The sequence below is a fragment of the Asaia sp. HumB genome (assembly GCF_030263835.1).
GTDB classification, from domain to species: domain Bacteria; phylum Pseudomonadota; class Alphaproteobacteria; order Acetobacterales; family Acetobacteraceae; genus Asaia; species Asaia bogorensis.
The window spans coordinates 1,179,913-1,192,597 of record NZ_JARPML010000002.1; the positions used below are offsets into that span (position 1 = coordinate 1,179,913).

Sequence of the window (12,685 nt, forward strand, 5' to 3'; positions counted from 1 at the left end):
CGTCAGGGAGAAATCGTATGGCGGCGGTTTCTCCCCAATGACAAGAACGGCGCAATCGCTTATGTATCGCGCCATGACCGGCACGCCCCTCTCCCAGATCCGCAATTTCTCGATCATCGCCCATATCGATCACGGCAAGTCCACGCTGGCTGACCGTCTGATCCAGGCCTGCGGTGCGCTTACGGCACGAGAAATGAAGGAGCAGGTGCTCGACAATATGGAGCTCGAGCAGGAGCGCGGCATCACCATCAAGGCGCAGACCGTGCGCCTGACCTACCCGGCCAAGGATGGCAAGACCTACATCCTGAACCTCATGGACACGCCGGGCCATGTCGATTTTGCCTATGAGGTCAGCCGCTCCCTTGCCGCCTGCGAGGGCTCCATTCTGGTGGTCGATGCCTCGCAGGGCGTCGAGGCCCAGACACTGGCCAATGTCTATCAGGCGATTGACGCCAATCACGAGATCGTTCCGGTTCTGAACAAGGTCGATCTGCCTGCCGCCGATGTCGAGCGCGTGCGCGCCCAGATCGAGGAAGTGGTCGGCATCCCGGCCGATGACGCTGTCGAGGTGTCGGCCAAGACCGGCCTCAACATCGAAGGCGTGCTTGAAGCCCTCGTGACACGTCTGCCCCCACCGAAGGGCGATGCCAGCAAGCCGCTCCAGGCTCTGCTGGTCGATAGCTGGTATGACCCGTATCTCGGCGTCATCATTCTCGTGCGCATCATGGAAGGCACGCTCAAGCGTGGCGACAAGATCCGCATGATGCAGGCTGGCTCGACCTATCACGTCGATCAGGTGGGCGTGTTCCTGCCCAAGATGACCGCAGTCGAAACCCTTGGCCCGGGCGAGATGGGCTATATCAATGCCGCCATCAAGACGGTGGCCGATGTGGCGGTGGGTGATACCGTCACCCTTGATCGTACCCCTGCCGACAAGCCCCTGGCCGGGTTCAAGCCTTCTATCCCTGTGGTGTGGTGCGGTCTCTTCCCCATCGACGCCGATGATTTCGAGAAGCTGCGCGACTCGCTCGCCAAGCTGCGCCTGAACGACGCCTCGTTCCATTTCGAGGCTGAGACTTCGGCGGCCCTTGGCTTCGGCTTCCGCTGTGGCTTCCTTGGTCTGCTGCATCTGGAGATCATCCAGGAGCGCCTGTCGCGCGAGTTCAATCTCGACCTGATCGCAACCGCGCCGTCCGTGGTCTACAAGATGCACCTGACCAACGGGACGCAGGAAGATCTGCATAACCCGGCAGACATGCCTGACCCCGGCAAGATCGAGAAGATCGAGGAGCCGTGGATCAAGGCCACCATTCTGGTGCAGGACGAATATCTCGGCAGCGTGCTCACGCTTTGCAGCGAACGTCGCGGCATCCAGATGGATCTGACCTATGTCGGCAACCGCGCCATGGCTGTCTATCGCCTGCCGCTCAACGAAGTGGTGTTCGATTTCTATGACCGCCTCAAGTCACTGACGCGCGGCTATGCCAGCTTCGACTATCAGATCGATGGCTATGAGGAGAGTGATCTTGTGCGCATCTCCATTCTGGTCAATCAGGAACCCGTCGATGCCCTCGCCTTCGTTGCCCATCGCAGCGTTGCTGAAACGCGTGGCCGTGCCATCTGCGGTAAGCTCAAGGATCTGATCCCCCGCCAGCTCTTCAAGATCGCTATTCAGGCCTCCATCGGCTCACGCATCATCGCGCGTGAGACACTGGGTGCCTTGTCCAAGGACGTGACGGCCAAGTGCTATGGCGGCGATATCTCGCGCAAGCGCAAGCTTCTGGAGAAGCAGAAGGAAGGCAAGAAGCGCATGCGTCAGTTCGGCAAGGTGGAAATCCCGCAGAGCGCCTTCCTCGCCGCGCTGAAAATGGATTGAGACTTCCCTGACCCTTCCCAGGGTTGCCGCAGGAATAACAAGAAAAGAAGGATTTCCCCGATGGCCTCCACTGCTGCGATCGTTTTCGTCAAGAATGATGTTGACGATATCGGCTGGTGGATGGCCCATCATCTGGCGGTCGGCTTCGATGCGCTGATCGTGATTGACGATCATTCCACCGATGGCACATGGGATGTCATTCAGAGCGCAGCGTCTATTTTGCCCGTCGAGCCGCAGCGCACTCGCCCTGACGACAAATCCTCTTACGCCGAGCGTCGATCCGATGCTTACGGCCTTGCCATCGAGTCCTGCCGGAACCGGTTCGACTGGGTGATCTGCCTCGAGAGCGACGAATACGTCTCTCCTGAATCCGCTCCCGATATGAGCAGCTTTCTGTCCCGCTTCGATCAGGCCGACGGCATCTTTCTCAACTGGTCCATTTTCGGCTCCAACGGCCATGTTACCCGCCCGACCGAGTCGCCGACCTCTGCCTATACGCGACGTGCGCCGCTGGAATTCGCGGATCATCGTCCAGGCAAGACATTCATTCGCCCTGACTGCTTCACCGGGCAGTTCATCGATGGTTGTCACTGGGCTATTGCGTCGGAGCGTTATTACCGGGCCGATGGCACCCTGTTCGACCCCGAGGCCCCGGTAAACTGGCAGGGTGCGCGTATCCTGCATTACCTGACGCGCAATCTGACACACTACACCAGCCGCCTTGCCCGACTCCCCACTCCAGGTCAGGCAACACCCGATTTGTGGTCGCATTTCAACCGCAACGAGGTCGAGGATCTCGAACCCCGGCGTTTCCTGGCGGCTACTCGCGAATACGCGGCCCGTCTCGGGCGGGTCATGCTCGATACGTTCTATTGGCGCATGCGCAAGGATATTCAGGAGAACAGCCTGAGCTTCATGCCTGACACCTCGCTGAGCATACGCAGTCATCAGAGCATGACCTCGCCACGTCCCTTGCGTTTTGCCTCACTCGTCACATCGGCCGGTGAGACACTGGCTTATGATCCCCTCTCGCATCGCCTGACCTTCCTTCCGGCTGGTGACGTCACGAGTGAGGGGCAGCAGGTCCTGCTCGTCATGGAGCATGTCGAGGCCCGTCAGGATGACGATCTGTCTCAGCCGAATGGCTTCCTTCTCCTGCCCTCCGCCATCGACACAGCCCCCACAGCGCCGGGTGCGTTCCTCACCCACTGGGTGCCCGTCCATTCAGACGCATGCGATGATGACGCGCAGGCAATGGCCCTCTTCCTCCCAGCCAGTGCGCAATGGCTCTCGCGTGACGAAACCGGCGCCATGGCGCTCGAGCCGACGGCATCGCTCAGGCTCACCCCCCAGCCCGTAACACCCGCGCAATCTATCCTATCGCGCATCCGCCCCTTCCATGCCCTGCGCAGTTATGGCGACACGCTTCATGATTTCTGCCTCGGGCTCGATCTGCTGCGGGCGCCTCAGGCCGATGCCATAGCCTGTGCCATTGCCCACCTGCCCACCTCCAAGCGGGGGCTGCTCCAGACCCGTTATCCCGGCCTGATTCCGCCGTGGCTCGCCCAGGCCTGAGACCGAAACGCGAATCCCGGGCGACTGACCAGCGGGTTTTCCCGGCTACCTGACAAAGCCGCCATAAGGCTTCTCCGGAACTCCTTTCTGCCAATCTCGTAATCAACGGATCACCCCGGACAGGGGTGGCGTGTTGGTTGTTGCATCGCGGGTGCCGGGAAAACGGCTCCGACGATACGCCCTTCTGCCTCCTCTGTTCTTATCGGCGTCCCTAGGCAGCAGAAAGGCACAGACCGTGGCAGAAACCGGAAACCCCCCGAACCCGCCACGGCGACGCCCTGTGCACAGAGCGCTTGCCATCATATCAGGCGCACTTGCAGTCATTCTCGTACTGCTCATTCTGTTGTGGAACTGGGACTGGTTCGTACCCTTGGTCAACCGGCGTGCCAGTGCAGCCCTGCACCGTCCCGTCACCATTGCTCACCTGCATGTCCGACTTGGCCTGACGACAACAGTCGCGGTCGATGACCTTCAGATCCATCAGCCCGAAGGTTTCGAGTCAGAAAAAGAGTTGTTCGCCAGCGCCAAAAAAGCGACGGTGGCCGTCAATGTCTGGCATTACATTACCCATAAAGGGCTTGAGGTGCCTCTGATCGCGCTCGACACGCCCAAGGGCGATATCGTCGCGCTGGCCAACGGGCGCAATAACTATACGTTCACCGATCCGAACGCCAAGCCCGAGCCCGCATCGCCGCAGCAATCTACCCCTCTGCCCAAAATCGGCACGGTGACGATCACCGATGGCGATATCCGCGTCGCCATGGCCAAGCTGAAGACGGATATGCATGTCCTGCTTCATACGACGCCGGCCAAGGGTGATCAGGATGGTACCATCGTCGTCGATCTGAAGGGGCGCTATGCGCAGGCACCGATCTCCGGCCATATTGTGGGTGGCTCGCTCCTGACGCTCACCAATTCCACCCGTCCCTATCCTATTGATGCCCGACTGGAAAACGGACCCACTTATGTCACGCTCCGCGGCTCGGTTGATGACCCCCTGCATTTCAAGGGCACGAAACTCGTCCTGCATTTCGCAGGTCCTGACATGTCGCTGCTTTACGCCCTGACGGGAATTCCCATCCCACAAACGCCGTCTTACAGCATCTCGGGTAATCTCGATTACACGGCGGCCCATATCCGCTTCACCAATTTTGCCGGCAAGATGGGTTCATCGGATATCGGCGGCACGATTGCTGTCGATCCTCAAACCAAGCCCATCACGGTCGATGCCAACCTGCATTCGCACAATGTGGATCTGAAGGATCTCGGCGGGTTCATTGGAGCCAAGCCCGGTCATGAAGAGAGCAAGAAGGCCGCGACAAGCGACCGTATCCTTCCCTCGACGCCCATCAACGTCCCGAAGCTGAACTCGGTCAATGCGCATCTCGTCTATAAGGGCGACCATATCGAAAACAAGGATATGCCACTTGACGATATCGTGGCCGATATCGTTGTGCAGGACGGTGCGATCACGATCAACAAGCTCAATTTCGCCGTGGGCAACGGCACATTGGGCCTGTCCGGTGCGCTCGATCCCGTCGCGAATGGCCAGTTCAAGACCCATTTCAAGGTCGACGTGTCGCGCCTGTCGATCCAGCGTTTGATGAAGGCTACAGAAACCTTCAAGGGTGAGGGCACGCTTGGTGGCCATATTACCCTTGCCGCAACCGGCAACTCCATTGCCTCGCTCCTCGGCCATGGTGATGGTGGCGTCACGCTGGTGGTCGATCATGGTGGTGATGTCTCTGCGCTTCTGCCCGACCTCATGGGGCTCAAGGTGGGCAGTGCCATTCTCTCGGCACTCGGCATCCCCCAGCGCTCCGACCTGAAATGCTTCATTGCGGACATGCCGCTGCGTCAGGGTATCCTGAGCACCAACTCCCTGCTGCTCATGACAAACAATACCCGCACGCTGGGTGGCGGAACCGTCAATCTGCGCAACGAGACACTGGACTATCACGTCACGACCCGCTCGACCTCGTTCAACATCCTCTCGTTCCCCGGGCGAGTTAATATCAGCGGCGCGATCAAAAGCCCGACCATCATGCCGGGGGCCGAAATCATCGGTCGTGCCGCTGCTACGGCTGGGCTGGCCATTGCTTTCCCTCCGGCGGCCCTCCTGCCCACCATCCAGTTCGGTGTCGGCAAGGGCAGTGCATGTGAGGATGCCCTGGGTCAGGCCAATGCCAACCCGGCTGCCGGAATCAAGCCGGGGAGCACGACCGGCGCTGGCGCTGCAACCGTCCAGCCCAATGCCCCCGCGTCACAGCCCCAGGGCAAGAGACTGAGCCGCAAGCAGATCCATTCTGTCTGGAAGGAACGCCTGAAGCAGAACTGAGACAGGAGCGTGATATCGGGCGTCACCCGCATCATCACGATTGATCAACAAGCGCCATCCTGCCAGTCTGCATGGATGGCGCGCAAATCCCTGTTCCTCACCGCTCTGTTATGTCTGGCTGGCTGCGAGGCTCCCGCCACACCTGCCAAGACAGACACCCAGAGCGGCCTGCCACCTGTTATCCTGGTCTCAATCGACGGCTTCAGGCCCGATTACCTCCATCATGACGACACGCCGGTACTGGACAGTCTGACGGATGAGGGTGTGTTCGCGCCGATGCGCCCTTCCTTCCCGTCCATCACCTTCCCCAATCACTATACGCTGGTCACTGGATTGCGCCCGGACCATCATGGCGTGGTTGGCAACACCATGACGGACCCGGATATCCCCGGCGAGACCTTCAGTGTGGGGCATCATACCGGCGTCGACGATCCACGATGGTGGAATAACGGCACACCGGCCTGGGTCACCGCCCAGATGCATGGTCTGATGAGTGCCTCTGTTTTCTGGCCGGGCTCGGATGTCCCCATTCTCAACACGCGCCCCGAAATCTGGTACCATTTCGACCATAAGATCACACCGGCAGAGCGCGTCGGGACAGTCCTTTCATGGTTCGACCGCCCGGCTGAAAAGCGCCCGGCCTTGTCTTTGCTCTATTTCGACGGGGTCGATCATCACGGCCATGTGGATGGCCCCTTTGCGCCCGAAACCAAACAGGCCATTCATGAAGTCGATGACGCGCTTGGAGTCCTGATCGCTGGCCTGAAACAACGTCACGTCCAGGCCAATCTCATTATCGTTTCCGATCACGGCATGACGGCGCTCAGCTCCCAACGCGTCATTTCCCTTGCCGCTCTTGCGCCGGCGCAGGCCATGAACGTGGTCACAGCAGGCCCTTATGCCGGCATCAATCCTGTTCCGGGGCATGAACGCGAGCTTGCCCGCGCCCTGTCCGCGCCTCATGAGCACGTAACCTGCTGGCCCAAGGCTCAGATCCCGCCCCGGCTGCATTACGGCACCAATCCACGCGTACCTGCCTGGCTCTGCCTGGCTGAAAATGGCTGGACGCTTGCCCGCGATGCCCATGATCACATCTCGAAAGGCGGGCACGGCTACGACAACCAGGCCCCGGACATGCTGGCCACTTTCATCGCAGCAGGCCCGGCCTTCGTTCCGCACAAGACCCTGCCCACCATCGACAATGTCGATGTCTATCCACTGGTCATGATGCTTCTTGGCCTGCTGCCTGAGAACAATGATGGCACGCTCACCCCCCTGCAGAGCGGCCTGAGGGACAGTTATCGTGCGATCCAGTAACTTCGATCGTCAAACCGCCCTGCTAGCGGGCTACTGGCCCGCCGGTCTGCCTGTCTAAATGGCATCCCGGCCGTGAGATGAAACAGGATGCGCCGGTTATGATGCAGGAACCAAGGAGAGACGCCTCATACCCCTTGTCGTCACGCCCCCTGCCCACCTAGAAGAACGCGACGCCCCTTTCCTGCCTGGAGCCCGCCCTACGTGTCTGCCTCTCCCTTTTCCTCCTGGCTGGAACGTCGCTTCAGTATCGGTCAGCGCGGCTCGACCGTTCAGCGTGAAGTGCTGGCTGGTCTCACGACATTCGGTGCCATGGCCTATATCATGGCGGTCAACCCCGCCATCATGGCCAATGCCGGGCTCGCCCAGCATGACATGATCATGACCACCATTGCCGCAGCCATCTGCGGCACGCTGCTCATGGCCCTGTTTGCCAATATGCCCATTGCGCTGGCCCCCGCCATGAGCAGCAATGCGATCTTTGCCCAGATCGTGGTCAAACAGATGCATGTCGATGTGCGCACGGCGTTCACCATCGTGCTGCTCGGAGGCGTGGCCTTTACCGCGCTATCCGTAACGAAACTCCGGCATCGCATCATCCAGGCTTTTCCCGAACCGATCGTGCTCGGCATTCAGGTCGCTATCGGGATCTTCATTGCCCGTATCGGCATGGTGACAGGTGGGCTTGCTGTCCCGGCAGGCGATGGACTTCATTTTGGCGCCCTCAGCGACCCATCAGTGCTGCTGACATTGTTCGGCGTGTTTCTGGCGGGTGTATTCATGGTGATGCGCGTCCCTGCCGGGATGCTCATCACCATTCTGGCAGTCACCCTCGTCAGCCTGTTCGTGCACAAGAACGGCCATCCTATGGCAAGCCTGCCAAGCCAGGTGGTCGAGTGGCCCCATTATCCCACCCACCTGCTTTTCCCGTTCAACTTCAGAGATTTCTTCTCCCATCTCGAATTGCTGCTGCCCATCACGCTCTATTTCCTGATCAGCGACTTTTTCGATGCGACAGGCACCATGTACAGTGTCGCCAACAGGGCACGTCTGACAAAGCCTGATGGCACCACCCTGCTCGGGCGCGCCGCTTTTGCGGCTGACGGGTCTGCCAGCATCATCGGTTCAGCGCTCGGCACCAGCACGGTCTCGGCCTATGTGGAAAGCCTTGTGGGGGTCGAGGCTGGCGGTCGGACGGGGCTGACAGCGCTGGTCGTGGCGCTGCTTTTCGCTGCCTCTTCTGTGCTGTGGCCGCTCATCGTCATGATTCCCCCCGAGGCTACCGCACCGGTGCTCATCCTCGTCGGCCTCTCGATGCTTTCTGCTCTGGGGCAGGCCGCCAACCATTCGCAGGAGGCCTTGCTGACGCCGGCCTTCATGCTGCTCATTGCCGTGCTCACCGGTAATTTCATGATCAGCCTTGCGCTCGGGCTGCTGTTCTACTCCCTCATGCTCGTCGTCACGCGGCAGTTTGTCCGCCTCACCCCAATGGTGCTCGGGCTCGATGCCGTATTCCTGTTCTATCTCATCCTGATCAGCCGAACGGGACTCGGTCAGGGCTAAATACCAGACCTGATCAGCCATTGGCCTTCAGTCATCACACAGCCCACCCACAGGATGTGCTGTGTGTGCCGTGCCCTCGCCATCCCGTCGGCACGGCAAACCGGCGCAGACTTGCGGATCGTCATCTTGTGATACCCCGCCAGCGCCAACCACTCTGCCTCGATAATCGTTGACTCAGTCAAGCAGGGCCCCATTGCCAGAGGCCCGCATGAATGAAAGAGGCTGCCACCGTGTCTACCCTTCTCAAGGATCTTGCGTCATTCAAGGATGAGTTCGTTGCCCTGAGGCATGATCTGCATACTCATCCTGAGCTCGGTTTCGATGAAAAACGCACCAGCGATATCGTTGCTGAAAAGCTCCAGTCATGGGGCTATACGATCGAACGTGGCTTTGCCGGTACTGGTCTTGTCGCCACGATGCGCCATGGAACCAGCAACAAGGTTATCGGGCTGCGTGCCGAGATGGATGCGCTCCCCATTCTCGAAAAGACCGGTCTGCCCTGGCAGAGCGCCCAGTCAGGCGTTTCTCATATGTGCGGCCATGATGGCCACACCACGATGCTGCTTTGCGCCGCACGCTATCTTGCCGAAAAAAAGCCCTTCGATGGTATTTTGCATCTGATATTCCAGCCTGCCGAAGAACTTTTGTGTGGCGGAAGCCGCATGATCGATGACGGGCTGTTCAAGAAATACCCCTGCGATATCCTGTTTGCCCAGCACAACATGCCCGGCTTCCCCAGCGGTAATTTCTATTTCCATAAAAATGCCAGCATGGCGTCCTCGGATACCGTTCGCATTACGCTCAAGGGTACGGGCGGTCATGGTGCCTTTCCCCAGAAGTCGCATGATCCGGTCGTCGCCTCTGCCCAGCTGGTACTGGCCCTGCAAAGTATCGTCTCGCGCAATGTCGATCCCTTCGCGCCTGCCGTGGTCACGATTGGTGCGCTCAATTCCGGCAGTGCGGCCAATGTCATCCCTGACAAGGCCGAGCTGCTTCTGAGCATCCGCACCATGACCGATGAAGTCCGCCAGCTGGTTCTCAAACGCGTTACGGACATCGCCACCAATACGGCAGCCGCCAATGACTGCGCAGCCATGGTCGAGCATCTGAATGGCAGCCCTGTGCTGGTCAATGACGGCAAGGCCATCGACTTTGCCCGCAGCACCGCCGCCGCGTTGTTCGGAGCGGATCATTGCCATGACAGCCCGCCCTTCATGGGAAGCGAGGATTTTGCCTTCATGCTGCAGGCGCATCCCAATGGCTGCTACTGGTTCATCGGCAATGGTACCGAGGGCTGCAACGGCACCCCGCTCCATAATGGCGGGTTCGATTTCAACGACGACAACATCCTCCCCGGCGCAGCACTTTTCATCGGCCTCGTGGAACGTTATCTCGCTCCGGCCGCCTGAGGCACAGAACGAGATTTCTGCGCTTTTCAGAACGCTTGACGATACAGCCCGATCATCTCATTCTCAGTAATCGGGACAGGGTTGTTCACGAGAACACGGGTCTGGGTTATCGCATCCGCGGCCAGAGCGGGCAGCGACTCCTCGGTGACCCCGACATCGCGCAGACGACGCGGCAGACCACTTTCATCCATCAGATTTTCCAGAAAGCGAATGAATGTCTCTGCCTTTTCGGCGGATGTAACGCCCTGCGTCACGCCAAGATCATCGCCGAGTTCAGCGTAGAGCCTGGCCGCTTCACGCATGTTGAACCGGAGCACATGAGCAAGCATCAGTGCGTTGGACAAACCATGCGGCACATGGAAATACCCGCCAAGCGGATAAGCCATGCCGTGAACGAGACCAACCGGTGAATTGGCAAAGGCCTGCCCGGCCAGCATGGCGCCGAGCAACATCGCCTCGCGCGCAGGGCGATTCTCGGGTTCCCGGCATGCTGTAACCAGATTCCTGCCCAGCAAACGCAGGGCCGATCGGGCGAGGTGATCCGAGACAGGATTTTTGCGTCGTTTGCCTGTATAGGCCTCAATGGCGTGGACCATCGCATCCAGCCCGGTCGCTGCGGTCTGGAGAGGCGGCAAACCACGCGTCAGTTCGGCATCGAGCAGCACATAATCGGCAAAAAGCTGCGAGGCGACCACACCGCTCTTTCGCGTTCCATCAAGGGTGATGACTGCCACATTCGTCACCTCTGACCCCGTCCCGGAAGTGGTCGGCACTTGGACGAGAGGCAACCGCCTGCCCTCGACACGATCCACACCATACATGTCTGCAAGAGGCTGATGGGTCGTGCCGAGCAGCACCGCAGCCATCTTGGCAACGTCGAGCGATGACCCGCCGCCCAACCCCAGCACCAGTTCCACTGCGGCCTTTCGACCGACGGCCACACATTCCAGCAATACGGACTCAGGGGGATCAGCAACGACGTCATCAAACAGCGTGATCTTCAGACCGGCGGCGGAAAGAGAAGCGATAACAGGCACCAGCAAGCCTGAACGGGCCAGACCGCGATCCGTCACCAGAAGCACGGAGGTCACAGAAAACCTGCCTTTGAGATCCTGCCCGAGGCCAGAGATCCCTCCCCATTCCATCCTGATTGTCGGTACGGTCTGAAAACAGAAAGCGGGCATATTCATCAGGAATTTTTCCCCTTTGAAAGCGGCCCTGAACTGCCCCGACTGTTCTGCACGACGCGCTCGACAGCCTTCCCGAGAAGCAATCGGCCTTAACCAGCGCTTAGGGACATTACATTGCCTGACTTTCATCGGCATGTTGGGTCAGAGGCCCGGATGACCTGTGACGTTGCAGCAGCCGTGGGACAACCCGATCACGTCCGGCCCGGACGCCGGATCATCCCTTCATTAGAGAACCATGGCACAGGTGACGAACGAGGGGCCAGACGAAACAGCCATATCTCATAAATTTGTTATCTATAACATTACCGCTTCTAACGAGACCTGGTGAACGTCGAGAATGCAACAGGTGACCCAAGAGAGACCATCGGCCTGGCCTGCTAACGCTAGCGCCCAAGACGCATCTTCGAACTTCCCCTGAGCGGCAGAGAAAGACGATACAGAGGCATCAATAGTCTGAACGCTGTTTTCTGACCGACATTATCACATCCTGAATTTCTTCAGGATGAAGCGCGCCAATGAAACGGCGCCAAAAAAACTGGAAAAAGATGCCTTTACAAATCAGTGCCTATTTTCGGCCATAGTATTATCGTTCATAAGGGTGGCGATACCGGGAGCGTGATGCAAAACTTCCCCGGTATCGCCACCCTTAACGTTTGTTTCCAATTATTTCACAATCGGAAACTATACAATTATTTATTGCATGGGCGTATCCCACACCTTGAGCCCTGATGACTCAAAACGAGTCGTCCGACATTCCATGCAGATCGCACTGTCTGGCCCAAAATCTGCTCAGGACAGGCCGGATAGGAATCCTGCCATGGCCCGCCGTGCTTTCGCCGCATCACGACCGAGCGCCATCAAGGCCGGTATCTGCCCGGGCTGTCGCCCCAGACTGGCAAGCAGTCGCAAGGTAGAGATACGCCCTCCATCAAGCACATCCCGCGCTGCAGGTGGCAGATCACGCCGGGAATCATCACAGACCACGCGCAGCACGGCAAAAGGCAGGCCGGTGCGCGCCACAAGACCGCTTTCCATATCAACGGCCAGGCAGCCTGTCTGGGCATGGTAGCTGTTTTTCTCGGTCGCCGTCGCAACAATCGTGTCGCTATGGAGGATACCGCCATGCAGCACCCCGTCTCGCCCCACGCCAAATTGCCCTGAAAGCCCGGAATCGGTCTTGAGGCGCTGCCCGTCGACCATCACCCATTGCGGGATGATAATCGCTCCCGGCATCAGATCGGGCGCCAGACCCGCCGCGCAACCGAAAGATAGCAGTTCCGTCGCCCCTGCGGCCAGCAGCCGATCAATCCCGCGCAGAGCGCCGTCACGCGTTGCCCCGCTGAGCGCAACGAGTGACTGCGGCACATGGGGCCTGATCAGGCGTGCTTCAGCCTCCAGCCCGGCCAACACACCCAGCATG

The 12,685-nt window shown here is 59.4% G+C and carries 9 protein-coding genes; 6 read left to right on the plus strand and 3 right to left on the minus strand.

What is annotated here, in order from left to right; genetic code table 11:
• Nucleotides 1-73: 73 nt before the first annotated feature.
• The 5 genes from lepA to P5689_RS06420 all read left to right on the plus strand — a co-directional run bounded on the left by lepA (nucleotide 74) and on the right by P5689_RS06420 (nucleotide 8,666).
• Nucleotides 74-1,876 (plus strand): translation elongation factor 4, encoded by a 1,803-nt coding sequence (lepA, locus tag P5689_RS06400; protein ID WP_023979824.1) that lies wholly within the window; start codon nucleotides 74-76, stop codon nucleotides 1,874-1,876.
• Between the two features lie 60 nt (nucleotides 1,877-1,936).
• Complete coding sequence (locus P5689_RS06405) at nucleotides 1,937-3,451, plus strand: glycosyltransferase family 2 protein (RefSeq protein ID WP_285532528.1); 1,515 nt, start codon at nucleotides 1,937-1,939, stop codon at nucleotides 3,449-3,451.
• A gap of 280 nt (nucleotides 3,452-3,731) precedes the next feature.
• Nucleotides 3,732-5,789: an AsmA family protein gene (locus P5689_RS06410; protein WP_285532529.1), complete on the plus strand. Its 2,058-nt coding sequence runs from the start codon at nucleotides 3,732-3,734 to the stop codon at nucleotides 5,787-5,789.
• 9 nt (nucleotides 5,790-5,798) lie between these two features.
• On the plus strand, nucleotides 5,799-7,106 hold the full coding sequence (locus tag P5689_RS06415) for an ectonucleotide pyrophosphatase/phosphodiesterase (RefSeq protein WP_285532530.1): 1,308 nt from the start codon (nucleotides 5,799-5,801) through the stop codon (nucleotides 7,104-7,106).
• A 201-nt stretch (nucleotides 7,107-7,307) separates the two neighbouring features.
• Entirely contained in the window at nucleotides 7,308-8,666 is a 1,359-nt protein-coding gene (locus P5689_RS06420; protein ID WP_285532531.1) for an NCS2 family permease, read from the plus strand.
• On the opposite strand, the gene P5689_RS06425 is transcribed toward P5689_RS06420, so the two are convergent.
• A complete protein-coding gene (locus P5689_RS06425; RefSeq protein ID WP_285532532.1) occupies nucleotides 8,663-8,848 on the minus strand; it encodes a hypothetical protein in 186 nt (61 codons plus the stop codon). The two genes, P5689_RS06420 and P5689_RS06425, sit on opposite strands and share 4 nt — an antisense overlap.
• A 48-nt stretch (nucleotides 8,849-8,896) precedes the next feature.
• Between P5689_RS06425 and P5689_RS06430 the strand changes: the two genes are divergently transcribed.
• Entirely contained in the window at nucleotides 8,897-10,075 is a 1,179-nt protein-coding gene (locus P5689_RS06430; protein ID WP_285532533.1) for a M20 aminoacylase family protein, read from the plus strand.
• A gap of 26 nt (nucleotides 10,076-10,101) precedes the next feature.
• Here the strand turns inward: P5689_RS06430 and P5689_RS06435 are convergent, their stop codons facing one another.
• Nucleotides 10,102-11,265: an iron-containing alcohol dehydrogenase gene (locus P5689_RS06435; RefSeq protein WP_285532535.1), complete on the minus strand. Its 1,164-nt coding sequence runs from the start codon at nucleotides 11,263-11,265 to the stop codon at nucleotides 10,102-10,104.
• A 789-nt stretch (nucleotides 11,266-12,054) separates the two neighbouring features.
• Entirely contained in the window at nucleotides 12,055-12,684 is a 630-nt protein-coding gene (locus P5689_RS06440; RefSeq protein WP_285532536.1) for a hypothetical protein, read from the minus strand.
• Nucleotide 12,685: the final 1 nt, after the last annotated feature.